The sequence below is a fragment of the Mycobacterium sp. SM3041 genome, from assembly GCF_039668335.1.
Taxonomy (GTDB): domain Bacteria; phylum Actinomycetota; class Actinomycetes; order Mycobacteriales; family Mycobacteriaceae; genus Mycobacterium.
The window spans coordinates 71,757-97,636 of record NZ_JAYXBQ010000042.1 but is presented as its reverse complement, the minus strand read 5'-3'; the positions used below and the strand labels follow the sequence as shown (position 1 = coordinate 97,636).

25 protein-coding genes are annotated in these 25,880 nt (G+C 67.9%); 12 read left to right on the top strand and 13 right to left on the bottom strand.

What is annotated here, in order from left to right; translation table 11 throughout:
- Positions 1-25 precede the first annotated feature (25 nt).
- Genes VXD91_RS11740 through eccE form a run of 6 tightly spaced genes read left to right on the top strand, consistent with a single transcriptional unit; the run spans position 26 to position 5,240 of the window.
- The gene (locus VXD91_RS11740) at positions 26-319 is read left to right on the top strand and encodes a WXG100 family type VII secretion target (RefSeq protein ID WP_061010344.1); all 294 of its coding nucleotides are present in this window, start codon (positions 26-28) and stop codon (positions 317-319) included.
- Between the two features lie 42 nt (positions 320-361).
- Positions 362-649 (top strand): WXG100 family type VII secretion target, encoded by a 288-nt coding sequence (locus VXD91_RS11735; protein ID WP_061000613.1) that lies wholly within the window; start codon positions 362-364, stop codon positions 647-649.
- A gap of 23 nt (positions 650-672) precedes the next feature.
- Positions 673-1,572, top strand: a complete 900-nt coding sequence (locus VXD91_RS11730) for an ESX secretion-associated protein EspG (RefSeq protein WP_061000611.1) — start codon at positions 673-675, stop codon at positions 1,570-1,572.
- A 7-nt stretch (positions 1,573-1,579) separates the two neighbouring features.
- The gene (gene eccD / locus VXD91_RS11725; RefSeq protein ID WP_061010342.1) at positions 1,580-2,959 is read left to right on the top strand and encodes a type VII secretion integral membrane protein EccD; all 1,380 of its coding nucleotides are present in this window, start codon (positions 1,580-1,582) and stop codon (positions 2,957-2,959) included.
- Positions 2,959-4,338 carry a type VII secretion-associated serine protease mycosin gene (gene mycP, locus VXD91_RS11720; RefSeq protein WP_346415485.1) on the top strand — a complete coding sequence of 460 codons (1,380 nt, stop codon included), beginning with the start codon at positions 2,959-2,961 and terminating at the stop codon, positions 4,336-4,338. The genes eccD and mycP overlap by 1 nt, the downstream gene beginning before the upstream one ends.
- Positions 4,335-5,240, top strand: coding sequence for a type VII secretion protein EccE (eccE, locus tag VXD91_RS11715; RefSeq protein WP_061010339.1), 906 nt, complete (start codon positions 4,335-4,337; stop codon positions 5,238-5,240). The genes mycP and eccE overlap by 4 nt, the downstream gene beginning before the upstream one ends.
- A gap of 32 nt (positions 5,241-5,272) precedes the next feature.
- Here eccE and VXD91_RS11710 read toward each other — a convergent pair whose 3' ends face one another.
- A complete protein-coding gene (locus VXD91_RS11710; RefSeq protein WP_346415484.1) occupies positions 5,273-6,508 on the bottom strand; it encodes an alpha/beta fold hydrolase in 1,236 nt (411 codons plus the stop codon).
- Positions 6,509-6,517: 9 nt separating this feature from the next.
- Positions 6,518-7,417: an amidohydrolase family protein gene (locus VXD91_RS11705; protein ID WP_346415483.1), complete on the bottom strand. Its 900-nt coding sequence runs from the start codon at positions 7,415-7,417 to the stop codon at positions 6,518-6,520.
- Positions 7,418-7,468: 51 nt separating this feature from the next.
- Here VXD91_RS11705 and VXD91_RS11700 point away from each other — a divergent pair, with 51 nt between their 5' ends.
- On the top strand, positions 7,469-8,230 hold the full coding sequence (locus VXD91_RS11700; RefSeq protein ID WP_346415482.1) for a trans-aconitate 2-methyltransferase: 762 nt from the start codon (positions 7,469-7,471) through the stop codon (positions 8,228-8,230).
- A 1-nt stretch (position 8,231) separates the two neighbouring features.
- Here the strand turns inward: VXD91_RS11700 and VXD91_RS11695 are convergent, their stop codons facing one another.
- The 8 genes from VXD91_RS11695 to VXD91_RS11660 all read right to left on the bottom strand — a co-directional run bounded on the left by VXD91_RS11695 (position 8,232) and on the right by VXD91_RS11660 (position 16,751).
- The gene (locus tag VXD91_RS11695; protein ID WP_064860584.1) at positions 8,232-8,438 is read right to left on the bottom strand and encodes a hypothetical protein; all 207 of its coding nucleotides are present in this window, start codon (positions 8,436-8,438) and stop codon (positions 8,232-8,234) included.
- Positions 8,439-8,642: 204 nt separating this feature from the next.
- Complete coding sequence (cysC, locus tag VXD91_RS11690; RefSeq protein WP_346415481.1) at positions 8,643-10,502, bottom strand: adenylyl-sulfate kinase; 1,860 nt, start codon at positions 10,500-10,502, stop codon at positions 8,643-8,645.
- Between the two features lie 31 nt (positions 10,503-10,533).
- Positions 10,534-11,436 (bottom strand): sulfate adenylyltransferase subunit CysD, encoded by a 903-nt coding sequence (gene cysD / locus VXD91_RS11685; RefSeq protein WP_061010337.1) that lies wholly within the window; start codon positions 11,434-11,436, stop codon positions 10,534-10,536.
- Entirely contained in the window at positions 11,433-12,233 is an 801-nt protein-coding gene (locus tag VXD91_RS11680; protein ID WP_061001055.1) for a Stf0 family sulfotransferase, read from the bottom strand. Before VXD91_RS11680 ends, cysD begins: the two co-directional genes overlap by 4 nt.
- 62 nt (positions 12,234-12,295) lie before the next feature.
- Positions 12,296-13,669: a sulfatase gene (locus tag VXD91_RS11675; protein WP_346415480.1), complete on the bottom strand. Its 1,374-nt coding sequence runs from the start codon at positions 13,667-13,669 to the stop codon at positions 12,296-12,298.
- Between the two features lie 100 nt (positions 13,670-13,769).
- The gene (locus VXD91_RS11670; protein ID WP_061001057.1) at positions 13,770-14,489 is read right to left on the bottom strand and encodes a CoA pyrophosphatase; all 720 of its coding nucleotides are present in this window, start codon (positions 14,487-14,489) and stop codon (positions 13,770-13,772) included.
- A gap of 26 nt (positions 14,490-14,515) precedes the next feature.
- The gene (locus tag VXD91_RS11665) at positions 14,516-15,001 is read right to left on the bottom strand and encodes a hypothetical protein (protein WP_293012150.1); all 486 of its coding nucleotides are present in this window, start codon (positions 14,999-15,001) and stop codon (positions 14,516-14,518) included.
- Positions 15,002-15,086: 85 nt separating this feature from the next.
- Complete coding sequence (locus VXD91_RS11660; protein ID WP_346415479.1) at positions 15,087-16,751, bottom strand: hypothetical protein; 1,665 nt, start codon at positions 16,749-16,751, stop codon at positions 15,087-15,089.
- A gap of 98 nt (positions 16,752-16,849) precedes the next feature.
- Between VXD91_RS11660 and VXD91_RS11655 the strand changes: the two genes are divergently transcribed.
- The 5 genes from VXD91_RS11655 to VXD91_RS11635 all read left to right on the top strand — a co-directional run bounded on the left by VXD91_RS11655 (position 16,850) and on the right by VXD91_RS11635 (position 22,354).
- Complete coding sequence (locus tag VXD91_RS11655) at positions 16,850-17,509, top strand: phosphatase PAP2 family protein (RefSeq protein WP_346415478.1); 660 nt, start codon at positions 16,850-16,852, stop codon at positions 17,507-17,509.
- 47 nt (positions 17,510-17,556) lie between these two features.
- On the top strand, positions 17,557-18,207 hold the full coding sequence (locus tag VXD91_RS11650) for a L,D-transpeptidase family protein (protein ID WP_212808048.1): 651 nt from the start codon (positions 17,557-17,559) through the stop codon (positions 18,205-18,207).
- Between the two features lie 239 nt (positions 18,208-18,446).
- Positions 18,447-20,378, top strand: coding sequence for an Hsp70 family protein (locus tag VXD91_RS11645; RefSeq protein ID WP_346415477.1), 1,932 nt, complete (start codon positions 18,447-18,449; stop codon positions 20,376-20,378).
- A 380-nt stretch (positions 20,379-20,758) separates the two neighbouring features.
- Entirely contained in the window at positions 20,759-21,235 is a 477-nt protein-coding gene (locus VXD91_RS11640) for a PASTA domain-containing protein (protein WP_244872704.1), read from the top strand.
- A 270-nt stretch (positions 21,236-21,505) separates the two neighbouring features.
- Positions 21,506-22,354: a glycoside hydrolase family 16 protein gene (locus VXD91_RS11635; RefSeq protein ID WP_212808050.1), complete on the top strand. Its 849-nt coding sequence runs from the start codon at positions 21,506-21,508 to the stop codon at positions 22,352-22,354.
- A 45-nt stretch (positions 22,355-22,399) separates the two neighbouring features.
- Here VXD91_RS11635 and VXD91_RS11630 read toward each other — a convergent pair whose 3' ends face one another.
- The 3 genes from VXD91_RS11630 to VXD91_RS11620 form a co-directional block, all read right to left on the bottom strand.
- Positions 22,400-23,263, bottom strand: coding sequence for an MT-A70 family methyltransferase (locus VXD91_RS11630; RefSeq protein WP_212808051.1), 864 nt, complete (start codon positions 23,261-23,263; stop codon positions 22,400-22,402).
- Positions 23,264-23,410: 147 nt separating this feature from the next.
- Entirely contained in the window at positions 23,411-24,868 is a 1,458-nt protein-coding gene (locus VXD91_RS11625) for a hypothetical protein (protein WP_346415476.1), read from the bottom strand.
- Positions 24,861-25,853: a hypothetical protein gene (locus VXD91_RS11620; RefSeq protein WP_346415474.1), complete on the bottom strand. Its 993-nt coding sequence runs from the start codon at positions 25,851-25,853 to the stop codon at positions 24,861-24,863. Before VXD91_RS11620 ends, VXD91_RS11625 begins: the two co-directional genes overlap by 8 nt.
- Positions 25,854-25,880: the final 27 nt, after the last annotated feature.

Genomic DNA, 25,880 nt, shown 5'->3' with positions numbered 1-25,880 from the left:
CGGACGAACCCTGAGAGGTATCACCATGAGCATGCTCGACGCACACATCCCCCAGCTGATCGCTTCCGAGTCGACCTTCTCCGCCAAGGCCGCACTGATGCGCAGCACCATCGGCCAGGCCGAGCAGGCCGCGCAGTCGGCCCAGGGCTTCCACCAGGGTGACTCGGCGGCCGCCTTCCAGGCTGCACATGTCCGCTTCATGGCGGTCGCTGCCAAGGTCAACGCCCTGCTGGACATCGCACAGGCCAACCTGGGCGACGCGGCGGGCACCTACGTCGCGCAGGACACCGCCGCGGCCGGCACCTACACCTCGGTCTAGCCGCCGCACCCCGACCCAGACACCCAGCAGCGAGGAGATCCCATGTCCCAGATCATGTACAACTACCCGGCGATGCTGGCGCACGCCGGCGAGATGACCGCTTACGCGGGCGCCCTGCACGCCGTCGGCCTCGACATCGCCAGCGAGCAGGCCGCCCTGGCCGGCGCCTGGCAGGGTGACACCGGAACCAGCTACCAGGCGTGGCAGGCCCAGTGGAACACCGCGATGGAAGAACTCGTCCACGCCTATCGCGCGATGGCGAGCACCCACGAGACCAACACGCTCTCGATGAGTGCGCGCGACAGCGCCGAAGGCGCCAAGTGGGTTTAGGTCCAACGGTTCCGGCGCGTTCCGTGTCCCTTGACACGGAACGCGCCGGAGTCCCGGTTTCCGCGGTCGAACTGACCGCGGAGCAAGCCTGGTTCCTCGCGGACCGTCTGGGCGCCGGGGGTTTTCCGTGGGTGCTGGCCATCACGCAGCCCTACAGTGAACCCGCCGCCAAGAACGGCTTCGATGCCGACCAGGTCACCGCGCTGACGCGGATGGGGGTGCTGTCCACCGACGGCTCCGTGCATCCCGCTGTCGCGCAATGGATTCGGGCCGTGTGCCGGCCCCGGCGCTGGCTGGAACTGCGATGGGTGTCCGGATCGGGCGCCATGCTGCGCGGGATTCTCGTGCGCAGCGGCGACCTCACCGTCGCGGTCCTGCGCAGCGAGCACCTGATGACCTGCACCGCGCTGACCGTCGCGTCCCCCGATGCGCTGGTGCCGGTGCTCACGGCTGGCTTGTCCGGCCGCGCGCCCGCCCGGTTCGACGAGTTCGCCATGCCCGCGCACATCGGAGCCAAGGCCGACGAACGGCTGCGCCGCGGCGACTCGCTGGACGACGTGATGGACCACCTCGGCATCCCGCCTTCGGCGCATGCCGTCGTGCGGGCGGCGTTCGCGCCCGGACGCAGTTACGTGGAGATCGTCGCGGGCGATCATCGCGACGGTCACCGGATCAGCACCGACGTGGGCGTCAGCATCGTCGACACCGCCGCGGGCCGCGTCGTCGTGGCGCCGGTGAAAGCCGCTGACGGCACCTGGATTTCAAACTTCACCCCGGGCACCGACCTCGCCGTCACCGCTGCGGTGCAGCGGTTGACCGCGACACTGCCCGACGGTCCCTGGTTCCCCACGGCGAACCTGACCCGAGACTTTGAGACCTCGACTGGAGAACGGAAAGAACATGTCCCCCAACACGTCTGGTAGTACTGCGATGCCGATTGTGCGGGTCGCGGTGCTCGCCGCGGGCGACGAGCAGGGTGGTCGCGGGCGACTCACCGACGTCGCCCTGCCGGCGGGCCTGCCCTTGCGCGAGATCGTGCCCGCGGTGCGGCGCATCATCGCACCAGAGGCCGCCTCCGGCGCCGAGCTGTCACTCGCCCCGCTCGGCGGTGCGGCGTACAGCCTCGACGCGACCCTCGACACGGTGGGTGTGGTCGACGGTGACCTGCTGGCGCTGCAGCCGGTGCCCGCCGGTCCGCCGGCCCCGCGCATCGTCGAGGACATCGCCGATGCCGCCGCCATCTTCTCCGCGGCCCGCGAAAACCCCTGGGGCAATGCGCATATCCGGCGTCTCGCGGCGTGGGGCGTCGTGGCCTTGACGGTGCTCGCCACCGCGCTGGCGACGCTGGTGCGGGTCCGCACCGGCCAGCCCGCCGGACTGTTCACCGTCGTGGGTGTTGCGGTGCTGGCCGTCGCCGCGGCGCTGCTGACCCGGCCCGCCATGCCGCGGCTGGCGACAGCCCTGAGCCTGGCGGCGCTGCTGCCGGTCGGCGTGGCTTTCGCGCTGGCAGTGCCCGGCCCGTCCGGCCCGGCCAGCTTGCTGCTCGGTGCGGCGGCGGTCGCGGCGTGGTCGATCGTCAGCATCACCGTCGGCGGACAGGCCATCGCGGCCTTCACCGCCACGACGGTCCTCGGCATCGCGGGCGTGATCGTCGGTGCGGCCGCATCGCTCTGGCAACTGAACAACGCCGTGATCGGTGCTGTGCTCATCGTTTTCGCACTGCTCGTCATGGTCCAGGCCGCGCGGCTGTCGACGCTGTGGGCGCGCTTCCCGGTGCCGAACATCCCGGCGCCGGGCGACCCGACGCCGTCGGCCCTGCCGCGGTCCGTGCTGGCCGATCTGCCGCGCCGGGTGCGCGTGTGCGACGCGCACCAGACCGGCTTCCTCGCCGGTGCGGTGCTGACCCTGACCGCCGGTTCGGTGGTTCTCGTGGCGGCGGCGCACCCGTCGCCGTGGGCGTGGTACGTGGTCGTGGCCGCCGCGCTGGCGACGGCGTTGCGGGCCCGCATCTGGGACTCGGTGCCGTGCAAGGTGTGGCTGCTGAGCCAGCCGTATCTGCTTGCGGCCGTGCTGCTCACGCTGTTCGCCTGCGGCGGTCACTACACCAACGCCTGGTGGTCGCTGGGTGCGCTCGCGGCGCTCGTGGCGGTCGGTGTGGTGGCTGCCCTGAATCCCCAGGTGGCCGACCCGCAGACCTACTCGCTGCCGATGCGTCGCCTGGTCGGCTTCGCGGCGACGGCGTTGGACGCTTCGCTGATCCCGGTGCTGGCCTACCTGGTGGGTCTGTTCGCCTGGGTCATCAACCGGTGATGGTGGCCATCCGGCGCGGAATCTCCGTCCTGACGGCCGCTTTCGCCGCCACCGCCGCAGTCGTGCCGACGGTACTGGTACCGGCCGCCGGTGCCATCGTGCCGCCACACGTCGATGAACATGCGGCGCCGCCGTCGGGCAGCGTCGGCCCCGTCGCGGCGATGGGCCAGCGCGGACAGTGCGTCACCGCCGGCGTGCTGCCCGGCACCGATCCGGGCGCACCGGGTCCGGGCCACACCCTGCTCAACGTGCCGGGCGCCTGGGCCTTCAGCCGCGGTGACGGACAGACGGTGGCGGTCATCGACACCGGCGTGCGTCCCGGTCCGCGGTTGCCGAATGTGGAGGCCGGCGGCGACTTCGTGGAGAACACCGACGGACTCACCGATTGCGATGGCCACGGCACGCTCGTCGCCGGACTGATCGCGGGTCAGCCGGGCGCGGACGGGTTCTCCGGCGTCGCGCCGGGCGCCCGCATCCTCGCGATCCGTCAGACCTCCGAGCGGTACGCGCCCCGCGGCAATGGGGGCGACCCGGCCGCGGCGTACGCGACCATCGCCGTCGCGTCACTGGCCCGGGCCGTGGTGCATGCCGCCGACCGCGGCGCCAAGGTCATCGCCATCACGGCCGTCACCTGCCTGCCCGCCGACCGGCCGGTCGACCAGACCGAACTGGGCGCGGCACTGAAATACGCTGCGCAGGAGAAGGATGCGGTGATCGTCGCCGCCGCCGGCAATGATCGGGCCGGCCTGGCCGGCGGCCCGTCGTGCGAGGCGAACCCCCTGGACAACCCCGGCAACGCGGCCGACCCGCGCAACTGGGCCGGGGTCAAGTCGGTGTCCATTCCGTCCTGGTGGCAGCCGTACGTGCTGTCGGTCGGATCACTCGACGCCGCTGGACAACCGTCGGACTTCACCACCCCCGGGCCCTGGGTCGGCATCGCGGCACCAGGTGAGAACGTCGCGTCGACCGGAGCGAACGGTCTGGCCAACGCGCTGCCCAACGAACGCGGCGACCTGTTCCCGTTGCGTAGCAGCAGCTACGCGGCGGCCTACGTTGCCGGCGTTGCCGCCTTGGTACGCAGCCGATTTCCCGCGCTGAATGCGGCGGACGTCACGCACCGGCTGACCGCCACCGCGCACGGTGCCGCGCGCTCGCCGTCGAACCTCGTGGGTGCCGGCGTCGTCGACCCGGTTGCGGCCCTGACCTGGGACCTACCGGCGACAGCCCCGGCGTCGAAATCCGTTGCCGTGGCTATGCCGCCCGAGCCGGCGCCGAAGGACACCACGCCCCGGACCATCGCGTTCACCGGTGCGGCAGTGCTGGCGGTCGCCGCGCTGATCGCCCTGGTCGCGTACCGAAGAAAGGACGGCGCCCGATGACGGCCCGAATCACGTTGGCATTGCTGGCGATCATCCCGGCGGCCATGACGTACCCGTGGCACACGACGCCGCAGAAGTGGATCCTGGGCATCGCGGTCGCAGTGGTGCTGCTGGTGTTCGCCTGGTGGCGCGGACTGTTCTTCACCACGATGGTGTCCCGTCGCTTCGCGGTGTGGCGCCGGAACCGGCGCGGGGCCGCACGGCCGACGGCCGGTCAGGTCACCGTGGTGCTGGAAGCCGATGAATTTCCTTACGATGCACTGCCTCTCGTCGCTTCCTATGTGGACCGTTACGGTGTGCGGTGCGACTCGGTGCGCGTCACGGAACGGCGGCTCGACGGCGCGCGCAGCGCGTGGGTCAGCGTCACGGTGGCGGCCGCGTCGAATCTTGCTGCGCTGCAGGCGCGGTCGTCGGAGTTGCCGCTCGCGGACACGGCGGAGAAGGTGGCCCGCCGGCTTGCCGACCAGCTTCGCGAGGCCGGCGTCCCCGTCACGGTTACCGAGGATGCGGCTGCCCCCATGTCGGCCGACGCGCGCGAGAAGTGGCGCGCCGTCGTCGACGACGACGGCTACCTGACCGCCTACGGGCTGCCCGCCGATCAGCGGCTGCCGGAATGCCTGGCCGAGCTGGCAGCGACGACCGAGCTGTGGACGGTGCTCGAGTTTTCCCCTGGTACAACCATTTCCGCGGCCTGTGCGGTGCGCACGGCCAGCGCTCCCGCAGCGGCGGCGGTCGCGGGTCTGGCACGCGAGTCGGGCCGGCAGGGGCCGCTGCTCGCGGCGATGGCGCCGGCTTCGGCCGGCGGCCTCGGTACGCGCCCGGGTGTGCTGACCACGGAGTTGCTCGAGGAGCTGTCCGGACTCGGCGCCGGCACTGCCGTTGAGTCTGCGGCGAGGGCTTAGAAGTTCGAGTAGGGAGCGCCCTACCCTCAGAGTCAGCGGGCGGGGCGTACCTGGCCGGCCAGGCGGTCGCTGCTGTCGAACATGAACGGGCTCATGAACTTGGTCATGCGGCGCAGGTAGTCGGGCTGGCTGACGTGCAGGATGTGATTGCCGGGGAACCAGTGGAACGCGCAGCGATCCCAGTGTTCCCACAGCAATTCGGCCTGCTGCGGCGGCGCCAGGCGGTCACCCAGACCGGCGATGATCAACCGGCGTTCCCGCGGCACCAGCGGCTTGTAGTTCAGCGGTGAGTGGTACTGCCCGGCTGTGGCGATCAGGTCCTCGTCGGTGCGCGCCAACCGATTGCTCAGCTTGACGAGCAGGTTGGCCGGGAACCATTCGTCGACCGTGCGGTCCGGTGTCACCACCGGAACGTTCGGGATGACGGCCTGAATGCGGTCGTCGACCGAGGCGATCAGCGACGACGTGTAGCCGCCCAGCGACATCCCGGTCAGGGCAACGCGATCGACCCCGGTGTGCTCGAGGTAGTCGAGCACCGAACGGAAGTCGTGCACCGCTTGCGCCATCGCCTCGGCGAAGCCCGGGACGCCGTCCATGAAGAAGCCGTAGCCACTGTACGGAGAGCCCTTCTCGGCCCGCGGTCCGTGGAACGGCAGGGTGTAGAGCAGGACGTCATACCCGGACCGGAAGAACCACGGGAGCGAGAAGAACAAGCCGTTGAACAGGTAGGGCGAGCCCATGAAACCGTGGATCACGCACAGCGTGGGGCGCGGACCGTCGTCGTGCCGCCAGTGCTGGGCATGCACGACGTTGTTGCGGGTGTAGCCGCTTCGCCGGTCCCGGAGGCCGGGATACACGGCGTCGTAACTGCTCTGGAACCAGATGTTCTCCACCTGACCCCGTGCCACCCACTGCGCGACCTGGCCGGCGGGACGAGTGGACACCAGCGGCGGGCGGCTCGGTGCCGGAAAACACTGCTGCGGATCCTTGGTGGTCGCGAGCTCGGCGTAGAACCGCAGGGCGTCGGGGTCGTCGCCGGCGCGGCTGTGCACCGCCGATGCCGCCATCCGCGGAATCATGCCGGCGCCGATCACCGAGGCCAGCGCCGTGCGAAGGCCCAGGTCAGCCACGGCCGAGGAGTCGACGATCAGCTTCTGTTGCCACGTCAGATCGGCCCGGCGCGGCAGTCCGCGTGCGGTGGCATCCGCGCCCGGCACGTCGGGGACCGGGACGGGCGGGTTGAACGCATCGCCTTGCGGACTGTTCACGTTCGGATGCTAACCCCGATTCTCGGCGCCCGTCCGCCGATCGTCGATATCGAACAGCCTGTCGGCGTTGTGGTACAGCACTTTTCGCAGCCATTCGTCGTCGGGGGCGACCTTGGTGAGCACGTCGAGGGACTCGACGTACCGGTACGGGATGTTGGGAAAATCGCTGCCGAACAGGACCCGGTCACCGAGGTCAGCGAGGCGCGGCAATTCGGCAGGCGGGAACGGCATGGTTTCCTCGATGAACGGGGTGAACGCCATGGTGGTGTCCAGGTGGACGCCGTCGAATTGTTCGCACAGGTCCAGGAATTCGCGGTACTCGGGCATACCCAGGTGCGCGATGATCAGCTTGAGGCTCGGGTGCCGGTCCAGCACGGTGCGGACCTGGTCGGGGCCGGTATGCGTGCCGGGTGCCGGGCCGGAACCACAGTGGATGATCACCGGGACGCCGGCATCGGCGATGGTGCCCCAGACGTCGTCGAGCAGTGGGTCGGCCGGGCTGTAGTCCCCGACCTGCACGTGCGCCTTGAAAACCCGGGTGCCACCGGCGATGGCGTCGGCCACGTAGCCGGGTGCGCCGGGTTCGGGGTAGAACGTCGCGGTGTGCAGACAGTCGGGAGTCTGCGCGGCGAACTGCGCGGCCCACTGGTTCAGCCAGGCCGCCATATCGGGCTTGTGTGGATAGACCAGCGAGGTGAACGCCAGCACCCCGAAACCGCGCAGCGTCTCCAGCCGGTGCTGCTCCTCGGTGCGGTACGTGATCGGCCACGTGCGGCCCGTCAGCGGCCCGGCGCTGTCGAAGTACTTCCACACCTTGTCCATCACGTTCTTGGGCATGAAATGGGTGTGCACATCGATCAGGCCGGGAAGGCCCAGCGACTGCCAGAGGTCGCGTACTGACTCGTCCATCACCCATCAGAATGTCAGGCACGTATCAGGCGCCGGCGGCAGGATGGGGATGTGTGGAATCCAGACACCTACCTCGCCTTCGCTGACCACCGCGGCCGGCCCTTCTACGACCTGCTCGCGCGCGTCGGTGTCCAGAGTCCCCGACGGGTGGCGGACGTCGGCTGCGGCCCCGGCAATCTGACCGTCACGCTGTCGGAGCGCTGGCCCGACGCGGTCATCGAAGCGGTGGACAACTCACCGGAGATGGTCGAGGCGGCACGTGCCCGCGGTGTCGATGCCCGGGTGGTCGCCGCCGCCGACTGGTCGCCCGCGCCGGACACCGACGTGATGGTGAGTAACGCTGTGCTGCAATGGGTTCCGGAGCACCGCGAACTGTTGCGCCGGTGGGTCACGCAACTACCGAAGGGCGCCTGGCTGGCGTTTCAGGTACCCGGCAACTTCGACTCGCCGTCACGCCAGGCGGTGCGGGAGGTGGCTCGGTATCCGGAGTTCGCCGAAGCGCTGGCCGACATCCGGTTCCGCGAGACCAACGTCGTCGACGACCCGGCGGGATACGCCGCGCTGCTGACCGCCGCCGGCTGCACCGTCGACGCCTGGGAGACCACGTATCTGCACCAGTTGACCGGAGACACCCCGGTGCTGGACTGGATCACCGGTACCGCGCTGACGGACGTCCGCTCCCGGCTCACCGACGACGCCTGGGAGCGGTACCGCCAGGCGATCATCCCGCTGCTGGCGCAGGCCTATCCACCCCAGCCCGACGGGACGACGTTCTTCCCGTTCCGCCGGATTTTCGTGGTCGCCCAGACGTGAATCAGTGGAGCTGCTGGTACTGGTGCTGAATCGGGGTCCCGGGCTGGGGCGCGCTGTTCTGGTGCGCGACGATCTGGTGCACCGAGATCGAGCCGGTGTTCGGCGCGGCGTGGGCGGACGTCGCCAGGCCGATCGCGATCAGTCCGGGCGCGACGGTCAGGCCGACGACGATGATGAAGTAGCTGACCCAGCGAGTGACGATGCTCATCTGAATTCTCCTGCTGCTGTGGGCTTTTGATGTCGGGTCCGGAGTGATCCGGTGTTGACTCAAGAGTCCCGCAGCAGGCCCGCGGTGTCTGTCCACCAGCCGGGCCCCAACAGGATGAATTCCGTGTCCCCCAATCGGGGGACAACCTGGGATTTGTGCACGATTTTCCGCGCCGACCGCGGAAAAACGTGCACAAATCCCTGGTCAGCGGAGGTTGTTGAGCGCTCCCAGCACCTGGGCGACGAGCTTGTCGATGTCGGCGCCGGTCGTGTCGACCACGAGATCCGGGTTCTCCGGCGGCTCGTACGGGGCGTCCACGCCGGTCAGACCGCGCAGCTCACCGGCCTTGGCCCGGGCGTACAGGCCCTTGGGGTCGCGGCGCTCGCACTCGGTTCGCGGGGTGGACACGTAGACCTCGATGAACGGCAGCTTGGCGACGCTGCTCAGCTCGCGCGCGGTGTCGCGGTCCGACTTGAGCGGCGATACCAGCGAGGCCAGTGCCACCACACCCGAGTCCGCCAGGAGCCGGGCCAGATGCCCCACCCGGCGGATGTTCTCGGCGCGGTCGCCCGCGGAGAACCCGAGGTCGTCGGACAGTCCGTGCCGGATGTTGTCGCCGTCGAGCAGGTAGGCCACCTGCCCGGACTCCACCAGCGCCCGCTCGACCGCGACGGCCAGCGTCGACTTCCCCGATGCCGGCAGCCCGGTGAACCAGATGGTCGCGCCCCGCTGCCCGGTCCGGGCCCACCGGTAGGACCGGTCCAATGACGAATGGTGCCAACGGATGTCGCTGCGTGAGTGGGTACCGAGCTTCACCTCGCGCGGCTCGGTGATGGTGCCGGCGCCGACGGTGTCGTTGGACGTCTCGTCGATCAGGATGAAGGCGCCGCTCTCCCGGTTGTCGCGGTACGGGTCGGCGATGACGGTCGAGCTGGTGCGCAGTGTGACGGCGCCGATGTCGTTGAGTACCAACTCGACCGGCTGATCGATGTCGTCCAGCGTCTCGGGATCGAGCCGCGTGTGCAGCGCCTGCACCGTGGCGCGGACGGTGCGGGTGCCCTGCTTGAGTGCCAGGCGGTCACCGGCCCGCAGCGGGGTCTCGGCGAACCAGCACACCGTGGCGTCGAGCTCGCGGGCCAGCACCGGAATCGATGCGTTCTCGGCGCTGCTGACCAGCACGTCACCGCGGCCGACGTCGATGTCGTCGGCCAGCTCGATCGAAACCGACAGTGGGGCAACGGCTGTGGTGCGGTCGTCATCGAGGGTGTCCACGGCGGTGACGGTCGAGCTGGTGCCCGCAGGCAGGCTCAGCACGGTGTCGCCGACCTGCAGGGTGCCGGCGGTCAGCCGGCCGGTGTAGCGGCGCCGCTGTTCTGCGGTGGGGCGGGACACCCACTGGATGGGCAACCGCAGCTTGGCCGGTTCGGCCTGTGGCGCACCGAGTTCGATGCCCTCCAGGTATTCCAGCAGAGTCGGCCCCTCGTACCACGGCGTGTTCTCGGACCGGTGCACGACGTTGTCGCCGAGCTTGGCCGCCAGCGGGATCACCGTCAGGTCGACGGCACCGAGCCGGGCCGCGACCTGGCCGAGCTCGTCGTGCACCGCATCGAACCGGGCCTGGTCGAAGTCGACGAGATCGATCTTGTTGACCGCAGCCGCGAAGTGCTTGATCCCCAACAGCTTTGCGATCCGGGCGTGGCGCAGCGTCTGCCGCAGCACGCCGGCGCGGGCATCGACCAGCAGGATGGCCACGTGCGCGTTGGAGGCGCCGGTGAACATGTTGCGGGTGTAGCGCTCATGCCCCGGGGTGTCGGCCAGGATGTAGCTGCGGGCCTCGGTGGAGAAGAAGCGGTAGGCCACGTCGATGGTGATGCCCTGTTCGCGCTCGGCGCGCAGGCCGTCGGACAGCGCCGCCAGGTCGGCCACCCCGTCGTCGTCGGTGACGGCGTCGAGGTGGTCCAGGGGCAGGCTGTCGGTGTCGTGCAGCAGCCGGCCGATCAGCGTGCTCTTTCCGTCGTCGACCGATCCTGCCGTCGCGATTCGCAGCAGTTGTCTGGTGCTCATGCCGATTTTCCCCGTCGCTTCGCTCGCCCCATCAGAAGTAACCCTCTCGCTTGCGGTCTTCCATCGCCGCCACCGACGTGCGGTCGTCGGCGCGGGTCTCGCCGCGTTCCGACACGGTGGCAGCGGAGATCTCGGCGATGACGCTCGCGATGTCGACGGCCTTCGAGCGCACCGCACCGGTGATGGTCAGGTCGCCGACGGTGCGGTAGCGCACCCACTCCACCGCGGCCGATTCGCCAGGACCCGGCTGGGTGTACTCCGACACGGCGAGCAGGATGCCATCGCGTTCGAACACCTCGCGCTCATGCGCGAAGTAAATCGACGGCAGCTCAAGGTTTTCCAGCTCGATGTAGCGCCAGATGTCCAGTTCGGTCCAGTTGGACAACGGGAACACGCGCACCTGTTCGCCCTTGCGGATGCGGCCGTTGTAGAGCGACCAGGGCTCGGGCCGCTGGGCGCGCGGGTCCCACTGGCCGAACTCGTCGCGGAAGCTCAGGATGCGTTCTTTGGCGCGGGCGCGTTCCTCGTCGCGGCGGGCGCCGCCGAACGCTGCGTCGAAGCCGCCGGCCTCCAAGGCATCGAGCAGGGTGCGGGTCTGCTGCCTGTTGCGCGACGCCCCCGGACCCGGGTCGGCCACCCGGCCGGTGTCGATGCTCTCCTGCACCGACCCGACGAGCAGCTTGTGCCCGACGCCGGTGGTGCGGCGATCCCGGAAGTCGATGACCTCGGGGAAGTTGTGGCCGGTGTCGACATGCAGTACCGGGAACGGCAATGGTCCGGGCCGGAAAGCCTTCTCGGCCAACCGAAGTAGCACTATCGAGTCCTTGCCCGCGGAGAACAGCAGGACCGGGCGCTCCAGCTCGGCCACGACCTCGCGGATGATGTGCACGGCTTCGGCTTCGAGCAGCCGGAGCTCGTCGACGTGAATACTCATACCGGCAGCCCTTCCTTTTCGGCTTCGGCGCGGTAGCGCTCCACCCATTCGTCCGAACGCTGATCGGCCTGCCGCTCCAGCACCGGCGTCGGTGCCAACCTGCGGTCCTGACCGAGCGCCTCGAGCACATCGCCGACGACCTCGGTCAGGTTGCGCCACAACACCGGATACGGCACTTCGATCCGGTTGACGTTCTCGTCGAGGAACCACTTCTGCCAGCCCTCCTCCTGGGCCCGCAGCATCCGCACGACGTGTGCGATGGCGCCGGCGTGGTACTCGGCGCGGGCGTCGCGCACCGGGTCCGGACGGCCCCGCCACACGCGGGTCTGCACCGCGCGCCAGAACGAAACCGCTTGTGACACCACGTCGGGCCGGTGAATGTGGATGAGCACCGGATCGGAGCCGATGACGTCGCGGATGGCGGCCAGCAGTCCGTCACCGGAGCGGTCCGGCAGGCCCTGGGCCCGGCGCTGCAACTGCGCGGTCTGGTTCCACATGAGCTTGCCGCCCCAGATGCCGTTGGGCGTGCGTCCGGCGGTCTGGATGTAGTCGCGCCAGATGGTGGCCGGGGCCAGCTCGGGCCTGCCGTCGATCAGCGGGTCCAGCAGCCGCAGGATCGATTCGTCTTCCGTGTCGGCGAACCATTCGCGCGGCTGCGGGGACATGCTGGTGTGTGGCAGGTACTGGAAGAACTCCTGGGGTTCGCCGGCCACACCGGTGGCGCGCAGCGACTCGACGAGAAGCGTGCTGCCGCTGCGCTGTGATGCGAGGACCAGATAGGCCGTCCGTGCTGTCATGGCGCAAGAGCCTAGCCTGCGCTGAAATCCCTTGCAGAAGGGGATTTTTCGCACAATGAGTATTAGTCTTGCGACGTCGAATCCGGGTTGATTCCGCGGTCGGAGGCCACCGCTGAGCGGCTCGTCGCAGGGCGTCCGTGGATGCTCAGATATGTCCGGGTATAGCGGTCGGAGATCTGCGTCCCGGTGAAGTCCGACGGTATGACATCGCCCGTCTGCTGCCGCCAGGTGTTGAGCTTGAGCGCCAATTGTGCTGCCACTGCATGGTATTCGGGTTGCACGTCGAGCAGGAGATTGTGCCGCTCGGTGGGGTCGGCGTGCAGGTCATAGAGTTCGCGGGCCGGGCGTGGGTCACTGATGGCCGGCTGCACGGCCCGGCCGGGCGGGCTGTCGGCGATGTCCCATGGCAGGTCCAGCAGCGGGCGCGAAGCATAGTTCTCGATGTAACTGAAGTCTTTTGTTCGCACTGCGCGAATAGGGTCGAACGAGTCGTGATAGGTCTTCGCGGTGTAGACCTCCTCGCGTACCGCGGACCCCGCCTCTCTGCGCGTCAGAGCCTGCGCGTGCGAAACACCCTCCACCTCAACTGGAACGGGCACCCCGAGCAACTCCAACAGCGTCGGCAGCAGGTCCACCCCGCTGAAGAGTTCGTCGTACACGTGTGGCTCGATCCCGGCGTCGCGTGGTGGCCGCACGACCATCGCGATGCCCGTGCCGGCGTCGTACAGCGTCGACTTCGCCCGTGGCAGGGCCGGCCCGTGATCGGTGAGGAACACCACCCACGTGTTGCGGTCCAGCCCACGGGCTTCCAGCGCGTCCAGCAGCTGCCCCACCGCCGCATCGGCGACCGCGATGGACCCGTAGAACTCCGCCAGGTCTTCCCGTACGGAGTCGGTGTCAGGCAGGTAATCGGGGACGGTGACGGTCTCGCCGGCGGCGGGTTCGTAGCGTTCCCGCGGGTACGGCCGGTGCGTCTCGAAGAACCCGGTGGTGAGCAGGAACGGTTTCTGTGGTGGTTCCTCGAGCCACCGCAGGGCCTGCTCGACGACGTACTCACAGTAGGAGTTCGAGACGTCGTATTCGTCGAACCCCAGCCGGGACGGGAACGACGTCTCGTGCTGCATACCGAACAGTGCGGTGTGCCAACCGGATTCGGAGAGCAACTGGGGAAGCGTCTGTACGCCCGCGTGGTACTCCCAGCCGTGGTGCGCCAGCCCGACGAGCCCGTTGCTCTGCGGGTAGCGCCCGGTGAAGATCGAACCGCGCGACGGCGAGCACAGCGGGGCGGTGGCGTGTGCCCGGGTGAACAGGATGCCTTCGGCGGCCAGCTGGTCCAGCCGGGGACTGCGGACGTCGTGGTGGCCGTACGCCCCGAGGTAGCGCCCGAGGTCGTGCCAGTGCACGAACAGCACGTTCTGGCCCGGCGTGTGGGGCATGGGTCGGCTACCTCCTGGCGGTCATGGTCACGAAATCAGCCATGAAACCGCGAATTGCTTTACTGTTCAACGGTTTCGTGCGTCATGATTCGTGCCCGCCTCACCGCCACGCGAAAACCGGCTGCTCCAGTTCGTCGACGGGGTCCGGCCGGCCCTCCAGTCCGAGCCAGCGCATCTGAAGCAGGACCGCACCCGTGGGCGCGTGGATGAGGTCGTTGCCCAGCGGAATCTGGACCACCGGACGGTCACTCTCGGGAATCGAGATGAACCGCGGCGAGTCCGGCCGCTGCAACTGGTGCAGCCCGACGCGGTACACGGCCAGCACCTCGTCGGGCGACGGCTGCGGGTCGAGCCGGCCGCCGCCCCACATCACCACCGGTGTGATGACGTATCCGGAGCGCGTCGCGTAGTCGTCGAGCAGGCCCAGCACCGACTCGTCGGGCAACTTGATGCCGACCTCCTCGTGCAGTTCGCGCAGCGCGGCATCCACGACGGTCTCGCCGGGATCGAGGCGCCCGCCGGGCAGTGCCCACTGCGCGGCATGCGAGTTCAGCCGGGACGTCCGGCGGCACAGCAGGAACGCGGCGCCGCCGGCGACGTCGACCATGCGGCCGTCAAGATTCTGGTCGGGCAGCGGTCGCCCGCCGATCCATTCGTCGACCGGGGCCGGATCGATGCGATCTTCGCCGCGCTCCGAGTCCACCAGCACGATGGCCACCGCGGCGTGCCGCTTGCTCGGGTCGTCGACCACCCGGCGGCGATGGCCGGCCAGGTGCGTCCCGATCTGCGCGCGCAGGGTTTCGTCGTACGGGATCGTCATCGGGCCGACGCTACGCCCCGGCGGAGTCAGGTGGTGGGGGGCATCCCACAGGCCAGGTACACGTATTTGTTGGGGACGTCGAAGGTGAACGCCCGGGCCGGCAGCGCGGCCAGCAGGTCGGCGGACAGCGGCGTCTTGTACCGCAGCGACATCGAGCCCTCGAAGCTCGGGTCGACGGCGGACAGGTCGGGGGCGTCCAGCAGCAGACCGGAGTCGTCCAGCTCGGCGCGCACCATTGTGCCGTCGGGCTCGTCCCACAGGTGGTTGACGGTCTTGGCGCCCTTCTTCGGCACCGACGACAGCGTGCCGATGAGCCGCTTTTCGGTGATCACCAGGGCGCCGACGAGGCTGCGGAGGGTGCCTTTGGCGACCTTGCCGGGTACGTGGCCGGAGAACCGGAACGTCACCGGGACGAACTCGGCCACGTGCAGCAGCCCTTCGGCCTGGAGCTGCTCGCGGATGTCATCGGGCAGGTTGCCGATGCCGAGCAGCTTGCGCAGCAGAACAGCCATGCCCTCAGCGTAGGCCCCGAGTGTGGATGCACCACAAAAACGGCGCCGAGTGTGACTGTGGTGTCACACTCGGCGCCGTCTGCTGTCAGTTCTGTGCGGGCAGGACGTGCTCGCCGGTCTTGTCCGTTGCCAGGCACAGCGAGCAGATGTAGCCGCCGGTCGCCGACGCCAGCATGTCCGGCCGCTCGTACTCGTGGTGGCACTTCTGGCACAGCAGGTGCTCGTCGGACGGGTTGCCGTACTCGTCGTACATCGGCAGGTCGATGCCGTCATCGGTGCGGCGCAGGTAGTACTTGCCCTTGGTCGCGACGGCGATGATCGGCGGCAGCACCAGGCCCAGCACGATCGCCACCAGCGGCGAGTACGGCCGCAGGGCCTCACCCAGCCCGCCGAAGAACGCGACCACCGACAGACCCGCGGCGATCAGCATGGACCCGAAGCCCACCGGGTTGAAGGCGTACAGCATGCCGCGACGGAACTCCGGCTGCATCGGCGACAGCTTCAACACGAACTTGTTGATGGCGATGTCGCTGGCCACCACCACGATCCAGGCCATGCCGCAGTTGGCGTAGAAGCCGAGGATGGTGTTCAGGAAGTCGAACATGTTGGCTTCCATCAGCACCAGCGCGATCAGCAGGTTGACGCCGAGGAACACGATCCGGCCCGGGTAGTGGTTGGTGATGCGGGTGTAGGAGTTGGTCCAGGCCAGCGAACCCGAGTACGCGTTGGTGACGTTGATCTTGATCTGGCTGATCACCACGAGGATGACGGCCAGGGTCAGGGCCAGCCACTTGGGCAGGAAGTTGTCGTAGATCTCCAGGAACTGGTGTACCGGCTGGTTGGCCACACCGGCGCTGTCGGCGACATTGGCGATCAGGTAGACGGCGAGGAACAGGCCGACGACCTGCTTGATGGCGCCGAAGAACACCCAGCCCGGGCCGGCCAGGAACATCCAGGTCCACCAGGAGCGCTTGTTCTCCGGGGTCTTCGGCGGCATGAACCGCAGGTAGTCGTTCTGCTCGGCGATCTGTGCGATCAGTGACAAACACACGCCGGCGGCCAGCAGCGTCGAGCCCATGTCGAAGCCCTGGATGTGGTCCTTGCCCTGGTAGGCGAAGAACTGCCCGACCGATTCGGGGTGGCTGATCAGCAGGTAGACGAACGGCGCGACCATCAGGATCAGCCACAGCGGGGTGGTCCAGACCTGCAGCGTCGAGAGCACCTTCATGCCGTAGATGACCAGCGGGAAGATGATCAGCGTCGACACCGCGTAGCCGAGCCACAGCGGCAGGCCCAGACCCAATTTGAGGCCCTGGGCCATGATCGACCCCTCCAGCGCGAAGAAGATGAAGGTGAACGTCGCGAAGATGACGTTCGTGACGACCGAGCCGTAGTAGCCGAAGCCACTGCCGCGCGTCACCAGATCGAGGTCGATGTTGTAGCGGGCCGAGTAGTAGGCCACCGGGAACCCGGTCAGCAGGATGACGACCGCGAAGATCGCGATGCCCGCCAGTGCGTTGGTGGTGCCGTACGAGATGCCGATGTTGGCGCCGATCGCGAAGTCGGCCAGGTAGGCGATGCCGCCCAGTGCCGAGATGCCGACCACGCGCGTCGACCATTTCCGGTAACTGCGTGGCGCAAAGCGGAGGGTGTAGTCCTCCAAGGTTTCGCGTGTCGCGGTCAACCGGTCCTGATCGACGTCCGGTACAGCGGCAGGCGACAGCGGCTCCTGGCTGAGGTCTTGGGTCATGGTTAGCGAAGCTATGGTCAGTTTGTTTCGTGCCCGTGACAGTTATGTTCCGGGCGGTAGCGAATTTCCGGCGCACGAGCGCATCCGAAAGGAGACCGGTGACGAACCGCAACCGCTGGCTGATCGGGACCGCGGCCGTGATCGGTTACGCCCTGCTGTGGGTGGGCTGGGCAGCGTCATGGCCCTGGGTGACGGCTTTCGACACGTCGCTGCTCGCACCCTTGCACCGGTACGGTGCGGCGCATCCCGGCTGGGTGGTCGGCTGGCAGTGGTTCTCCTTCATCTTCGGACCTTGGACCTTCCGGATCATCGGGGTGGTGGTCGCGTTCGTCGCGCTCGCACGGCGACAGCGCCGCACCGCGCTCTTCCTCTTGATCGGCGTCGCCGCGACCGGTCTGGTCACCGAGCTCGCCAAGGACATCGCCCAACGGGCGCGGCCGCTGACCGCGCTGGCGCACGAACCCTCGTGGTCATTCCCCTCGGGGCACGCGCTGGGCACCATGGCCGGTGCGCTGGGGCTGTGTGCGGTGTTCCGGCTGTGGGGGGTGGCGCGGCAGCGGCTGATCGAGGTGCTCTGTGCCGTCATCGTCGTGACCGTCGGGGCGAGCCGGGTGGTGCTCAACGTGCACAACCCGACCGACGTCCTCGCAGGGTGGTTGCTGGGTGCGCTGTGGTTCCTGATCTGCGTGCCCTTGCTCGCGCCAGTGCTTGCGTCTGCCGGGTCTCAAAGCCGAAGCCCTATCGTGCCCAAACCTTGACCCGCCCTGGCTTGACCTTCCAGAGGGCGGTTCTCGACCATGGACGGGTGCGCCGACTGTTCGCTTTGCTGTGTGCTGCCGCGCTGGCGGTGGCACTGGCGCCCGTCGGCAACGCGGTGGTCACTCCGTGGTTCGCCAACTCGGTGGGATCGGCCACGCAGGTGATTTCGGTTGTGGGCGTTGGTGGTTCGTCGGCCAAGATGGACGTGTATCAGCGAGGGCCCGCAGGGTGGGACGCCGTCGCGGTCGGGATTCCGGCGCACGTCGGTTCCCGGGGCATGGTCCCGCAGAGCCACGACGGCAACCTGCAGACCCCGATGGGCATCTTCACGCTGCCGTTCGCGTTCGGCACCGCCGCCAATCCCGGCACGGGTCTGCAATACGTCCAGACCACGCCCGACCACTGGTGGGACGGCGACATGAAGAGCCCCACCTACAACACCATGCAGGTGTGCAAGAAGGCGCAGTGCCGCTTCGACACCGATCCGGCGAGTGGCACCGAGAACCTCGACATCGCACCCTACAAGTACGCCGTGGTCATGGGCGTCAACCCGCAACGGACGCCCGGCAACGGCGGCGCCTTCTTCGTCCACATCGGTGACGGCCCGACGGCCGGATGTGTGGCGATCGACGAGGGCACCCTGGTGAAGATCATGCGATGGCTGCAACCGGGAGCGCTGATCGCCGTTGCCAAGTAATCAGATATGAAGGGCAGCACCGGGTTTCAGCTTGAGCGGCATCGTCGCGTCGGGGGTGCGGTCGTGACTGTGGATCTCGTCGATGCCGCCCCTGTCGGGCGTTGCAGCACACCGGGCGCACAGGCTCGGCAGGTTTCGTCCACAGGGCGGACACAGCGGACGAAAAGCAATCTGCGAGAACGCCGTTCGCACGTGTCCCGAGCTGCGGCAATGCGTTCGCACGTTAGGGTGGTGGGGTTATGAGCCACCAGCTGGGGTTGTCGATCGGGACGACCAACCTGGTCGCAGCGCGCGTCGGTGAACCGCCCATGGTGCGGCGCGCGGTGCTGCGCCTGTTCCGTGACCGCGCGCCCCAGATCGGGTTGGCCGCGGATGCCGTCGACGACGGCGTGACACTCACCGGCTTCGTCGAACGCGTCGGTGACCCGGTGCCGATGGTGGCGCCCGATGGCACGGCGTATCACGCCGACCAGTTGGTGGCCGAGGCGTTGGACGCCCTGATCGAGGCCGCGGGCGGCGAGCCGCCGACAGGACAGCTGGCGATTTCCGTTCCGGCGCATTGGGATACCGCGACGCTGCGGGCGATGCGGACCGTCATGCGATCCAATCCCAGCCTGGCGCCGAACGGGGTTCCGGCGCGGCTGGTGTCCGACGCGGTCGCGGCACTGACCGCACTGCACGCCAATCCGGGTCTGCCCGCCACCGGCACCGCGGCGCTGCTCGATTTCGGCGGTGGTGGCACCAGCATCACGCTGGCTGCGGCGGATACGTCGTTCGAGCCCATCGAGACCGTGCGGTACACCGAATTCTCCGGGGAGGCCGTCGACCAGGCGCTGCTGGCGCACGTGCTCGACCGTGTCGGTGGTGCCGGGGGAGTGGACACCGCAGGCACCGCGGCTGTGAGTTCACTGGAGAAACTCCGTGAATCCTGCTGTGCGGCAAAGGAAGCACTGTCGGAGGCCGAGACGGCGACGGTGCCGGTGGACATTCCGGGCCACCAGGGCGATGTCGAGGTCACCCGCGCCGAGTTTGCTGAACTGCTCGACGAACCGCTGACCGGGGTGCTGGCGGAGCTCGATGAGCTGTTGCAGCGCAACAACATTGCGTGGCGATCCGTCAGCTCGCTGGTTGCGGTCGGTGGTGGCGCGCGGATCCCGGTGGTCAGCACGCGGCTCGCCGCACATCTCGAGGCGCGTGGTGCCGCGGGCATTCTCGTCACGACCCCGCAGCCGGCGCTCGATGCCGCGGTGGGTGCGGCACTGTTCGCGGTGTACGGCGCTGACGCCGACGCCAAGACCGGGATGGCGCCGGCCGCATTGCTGGGCACCGCACCGACCGCGGCGGTCGACGGCGGCCCTGCCACCGCGCCCGCGGCCATCCCCGAACTCGACGTGCTCACCGACACCGCGGCCGCCCGGGTGGTCAAAACCACCGGGCCGTCCCTGGCCTGGTCCGAGGATTCCGACGGCGGCGGTGACCTGCTGCCCTACACCGGCGACGACGTCTTCGGTGACACCACGACCACTCGCGCCATCGCGCAGTACGTGCCGCCGGCCGCGGCGGTGGCCGCCGAGCCGTCCAAGGCCTGGCAGCGGCTCCCGCTGGTGGTGTTCGGCGTCGCGATCTTCGCCGCGATCGCGGCCGTGGGCGGCGTGACGATCGCGTTGACCGGTGACCGCAAGCCCGTCGCGCCGCCGACCACCCCGCCGCCGTCGCTGAGCGAATCTCCGACGCCACCGCCGGCGCCGCCGGCCGAACCGGCGCCGCCCAGCACTGTCACCGTCACCAACGAGGTCCCCGCACCGCCACCCCCGCAGCCCAGCCCGACGTACCAACCGCCGGTCACCCACGCACCGGCGCCGACGCACACCACCACGACGCACGCGCAGACGACGACTCCACCGCCGGCGACCACCGCCACCACCACGAGCGAGCCGCCGCCTCGGCCGCCACCCCCGCCTACGTCGGAGACGCCGACCTCGACGACGCCGACCATGACGACGAGCTACATCCGGCTGCCGTTCGTGCCGGTGCCGATCCCGATTCAGGTCCCCAAAGGCCCGGACCAACCGGTGGAATCCCAGCCGCCGGCCAATCCGTACTACCCGGGACAGCAGCAGTACCCGTACGGGCAGTACCCGCAGCAGTATCCGCAGCAATACCCCTATTGATGGGCGGATTTGCATCGGGTCTGGCTGATTTGAATCCCGTATTGACTATTGACGCAGGCGTCGGAACGTCAGTGTGAACAGGAAATTTACTTGCTCGCATACCACAGACGCGGCAATCTTGTTCTATGAATTCGACAAGAACACGCGTCGGGTTGGCGGCCGCTGCGGCCATGGTTGCGCTGGGCACTCTGGGTGCGATCTCCGCTGGAGTGACCGATGGAGGCGCCGTCGCCGGCTCCGACCACGCCCCGACCAACACCGTTTTCAACAGCCCGGAAGTCCCGGAATTCAACAACGGGGCCACCCAAACCTGGTCTCCGGCGGCATCAACTGCTTCAACGATGAGCGCAGCGCCGGGAGTTAAGGCAGGATAGGGCCCCATGAAGACTGCATGGGGTGTTGCTGCGGCAACTTCGCTGGGTGCTGTGGCCTTGATGTGTAGTGGTGTGGCGTCCGCCGGTTCTGCGCCCAATGTGGTCGGCCAGAAGTTCAGCGACGCGCGGTCGGCGCTGTCCAGTGCTGGATTCAAGCCGCTGGTCTCGACGACGGTGGGCGACCAGCTGCAGTGGCCGAACTGCGTTGTGACCAACCAGGTTGCCCGCACGGTGGCAGCGCCGGCGAACAGCGGTGGTTCGAGCAGCAGTCAGGTTTTGCTGTCGCTGAACTGTGAGGCGGCGTTCGCCACCGCGGGTAGCCCCGGTAACTCGCTGGGTAGCCCGGCGGGTTCGCAGGCTTACGCCTCGGCGTCGGCATCGGCCGCAGCGGCTGCCTCGTCGGCGTCCGCCGCAGCCGCGGCTGAGGCGGCAGCGGCCGGCGAAGCGGGCCAGGTCTGGGAGGGCCAGAACTCCGACCGCTGAACCTGAACCGGTATTGCTGGACGGTTTCGGTTTCTCGGTGGTGCCGAATGCGCGGCTGTCTGCACACCTGCGCGTTCGGTATTGCTGTTCTCAATGCTCGGGTAGGGATTCGCTGGCTGGCATAGAGATTTGGACAAGCGTACGTTTTGCTGACTGCTGGTTAGCGCTCCTGCGCCCGTGATGAGAATGCCGCTCTGACAGGTGATTTCAAGCGTGTCGTAAGTTGCGCCAAGTCTGTCTGAGCGGCTTGTATATCCCCTTGTGCCGGAAATGGATCGTCGAAACATGATGCGCGCGTCGGGGCTTGGCCTGCTGGCCGCCGCCGCGATGCCGTCCCCCGCCGCTCTGGCGGATCCCCAACCGGGCAGTTCGCCCACTGCGCCGCTGGCCCCGCAGCCCGCCGCGCAAACGCCCACCTACATCTTCCACGATGAGTTCGACGGCCCCGCCGGGTCGCGGCCCGACCCGGCCAAGTGGAACATCTCGCCGCGGCGCGAGACCATCAAGAACCCGGTGTTCTGGGACCGCCCGGAGAACATGGGTCAGTACCGCGACGACCGGGAGCACGTCTTCCTCGACGGCAAGGGCAACCTCGTCATCCGCGCCACGCGCGATGCCAACGGGAAATACACCAGCGGCAAGGTCTTCGGCACTTTCTGGGGTGGCATCAACACCACCTGGGAAGCCCGGATCAAGTTCAACTGCCTGACCAACGGCTGCTGGCCGGCCTGGTGGCTGTCCAACGACCACCCCGTCGTCGGCGGCGAGATCGACCTGGCCGAGTGGTACGGCAATGGTGAGTGGCCGTCGGGCACCACGGTGCACGCCCGGTCGGACGGTACGTCGTTCGACACGCACCCGCACCCGATCGACGGTGGCTGGCACACCTGGCGCGTCACCTGGAACGACGCCGGTATGTCGTTCTGGCAGGACTACACCGAAGGCATGCAGCCGTACTTCTACGTGCCGGCGAACTCGCTGGACGACTGGCCGTTCAACCTGCCCGGCTACTCGGTGTTCCCGGTTCTGAACCTGGCGGTGTCCGGTTCCGGTGGCGGTGACCCCAAGGGTGGCAGCTACCCGGCCGAGATGCTCGTCGACTACGTGCGCGTCTGGTAAACCTCCGACAACTGTCGATGGGCCCCACTTCGGCGGGGCCCATTCTCATTGGGGGCCGCGACCGCGGAACGTGGTGCCGGCCCGCTCCAGCAGTCCGCGCACGCGGGTGATGCCGTAGCCGGTCTCCTCGGCGAGCTGGCGGATGCTCTCGCCGTTCTCGTAGCGGATGCGCAGTTCCTTGCCGATGCGTTCGGCCGTCGTCGGGTCCAGCCGGACGTGCTTGGTCACCGGCGGCACGTCGATGGCGCCGCCGGCGTAACCCTTGTGGACCTGGCCGCGCGGCGTGACATCGGCGGCGGACTCGTCGCCCCACGCCGTCCAACCCGGCTGCGGATGCCGGGCGAACAGCTCCAGATACGGGCCGGGCGAGCAGGCCTCGATGAATCCGTACTGCTCGTCGGGCTTGCGCGAGTGCTCCCGCTTGCGGGTCTCGATCATGTTGACCTGGCTGCGGGCGTGCGGCAGCGTGCGCATGCTGCCGCGCACACCGAACAGGATGATCTCGGTGACGTTGCGGAAATAGAAGCCGACGCCGCGCCCGTCGGGCCCGCCGTCCTTGCGCCGCTTGGCCCAGATGACGTTGGAGACGTAGCGGTAGCCCCACGCCTCCATGACGCGCAGCCCCTCGGGCAGCAGCGCGTTGGGCACCCACAGGTACAGGTGCGAGTCACGCGCGGCGACGGTGGACACCGGGATGTCGCAGATGGCCTCGAGATCGAGCGTGGAGTACCGGTCCAGGCGCCGGTGCTCCGGTGCCACCTTGCCGGTCCGATTGGTGAAACGCCAAGGCGGATCGGCCAATACGGTCTTCCAGCCGCCATCGATGGTGGGCAGCGGCGGCGGCGCGGCGATATCGCGCAGGGGGGCGGCCTTCGACTCGGCGCCGGCCTGGTCGCTGCGTTTCGCCACGTTGTCACTCCTACCTTCGAATTAGATCTTTTCGAACGGAGAAGATCTTCACGAAATCGTAGGCGATGGCACCGACATATTCGGGGACAGCTTGATCGCGCCGCGGGTTAGGCATCACGGTCTTTGTCCCATATCGTCTGGCAACTGCTAGTCGAGGAAGTATGCGGTGACCTTTTCTTCGGAATCCAGGACGTCTTCCGAGGCCACGCCGACATATAGCGCGAGCTGCACCGAACCGGCTAGGGCGATATCAACGTCAGGTGAGAATGCGCGTTCGAGCACCCCGAGGTAGTCGGACATGCTCGCGGCGAGTTTTCCAATGAGGTCCTGGTATTCGGCGGCCAGTTGCTCGTCGAGCGTGCGTTGTTCTTCGAGGTAACGCTCGATCAGTGCTGCTTCCCGCTCGGAGAGGGAGGACGATACCGCTTTGTACATGACGGTGCCGACGGTGTTCCCGATCACGGCGCCGAGGACGGGTATCGGAATGAGTGCCTGCCCGACGAAGGAAGACAGCGCGCTGACGGCGGCTTCTAGAGATAGGAGCTCTGCGTTCTCGATGAATTCCAATTCGTCTATCTCGCCGCGACGGAGTCTGTTCGCCTGCTCCGCGACTCCGAAGGCAGTCGTGACTATCGAGCTGGAAGCTGCCGCGGACGTCGCCGTGAAGTTCGTGAGCGAGTAGACGCTGAACCCTCGGACACCGCCCTTGACCACACCGCCGCCGGTCGTGCCCGCGATGGAGATCCAGTCTTCACTCGTGAAGTTCTTGAGTGCCTTACCCGAACGGCGCTTCTCAACCACGGCCTGTACCAAGGCAGTCCCGCCCTCGACGGCTGCGGCGACGAGCGTGGCATTCGCGGCCTGTGCCGACGTCGGCCGGCTCTCCTGATAAGCGCTGTCTCGCAGGCGTTGGTCGGTGGCGCGGAGGGAATCCTCCTCCGCCGTCATCGTTGCGCCGATGGTGCCCCGCTGCACCTCGCTGTATTTCAGTTGAGACGGCTCCAGCGACTCGATCCCGATGGATCGCTCATCGAAGAAGGCGCGCACACGCTTCCAATCCCGGAGAGACGGACCTCCGTCGGCGGGTGTCAGCCTGTTCGCCTGGTCGGGAGGCATAGCCCACAGCGTCTGGATCATTTCGAAGTGGTCGTTCGGGACCTGGTACTTGCCGCCATTTACCACGAAGTCGGGATACTTCTGGAGATGTTCCTCGATGGCGCCCAGACTGAAGCGGCCACCGGCCGCGACGAACTTCTGCTGAATCGCCACGCCGCTGCGCATTAGATCCACAGGCCCGTTGTCGTTAACCCACTGGTAGACGGATCCCCCTCCAATGACCTGACTCCGAGCGTTGCCGACACCCACCTCAGCGATCTCTGCGATGAAGCCGTGCATACCCTTCACTCCGCCGCGGTCAGCGGCGATCACTTCGAGGTCGATCGTCCGAGTTGCCTCAGCCATACTGGCGAGAGCGTCGTGGAGATTCTGATCTTGCCGTCTCAACGCGCCCAGCAAGGTGTCCAACCGAAGTTGATTCAAGTAGTTCACCCACGCAGCGACGGCCTGCTCTTGGTTGCTTCTCGTGGTTTTCGCGGTGTCACTCATCGGCGGCATCCGGTGTGATGCGCGTGCTGAGCAGGGTTGCGCACGCTTTGGTGGCGTTCACGAGCGCGGCGAGTCGGGACTGCTGTGGCGCTGACAGCCCGCGGAAGTCGGCACCGTGGAACTCCACTGCTTCGCTGTAGCTCCTCATGAGCAGTTCACGGATGGAGACCGTGCGCTTGAGGAGAGCGTCGATCTGGGCCTCCAGGCCGTTTATGAGCGCGGTGTTCTGCTTCACGGCGGTCAGTGCGGCCTGCTGTGCCTCTCGATTGTCGGACTTCTGCTTGGCGAAGAGCGCAATCGAGGCGAGGAGCGAGGCACCCGCCACCGTCCACCCGATAGGGCCCGCGAGTGCGAGCAGGGCACTGCCCGCAGCAGTTCCTCCGCCGCCGGTTGCCACTGCGCCGCCGCCGAGCCATGCGAGAGCAGCTTTGGTCGCGACGGCTCCGGAGAGGGTAGAGATCGCGGTACCGGTTGATGCAGTGCCGAAGGTGGTAGCGACCCAGATCGCCGCGGTGGGGGCCACGCTCGCGACGGCAACGCCCGCGGTGAGCCCAGCTCCGGCGCTCGCGGCCGAAACTCGCGCTGCTTCGAGGTCGTTGCGGGCGAATTCCTCTGCGTCCAGGAACTGCGCCTTGTAGATGTCGATCTCGTCGAAGTCGGTCTCGAATGTCTTCGGGGTGTTGGCGATGCTGTTTACGAGCAACTCGACGAGCTCGATTAGATCCGTCGAGCGCTCACGTTGGCGGAGTACGGACTGACCTTTGTCGTTCATCGCGACGAATGCGGCGTTGTACGTGGCGATGGCCTCCGCGTACGGGTCCGATTCTTTCGCTGTCAGCTTCTCAACGCTGTCCACCGCAACGTCCATGAATTCGCTGGCCTGTTCGAACAACTGCGCTGAGGTTTTTCGCGCGAACTTGCCAATGTCGCCAACGGTCTTGCTAAAACCTTCCCCGGCTTTGCCCCTCCCGAGCGGCTCAACCACCGCGACCTCCGACCTTCCGTTACTGAT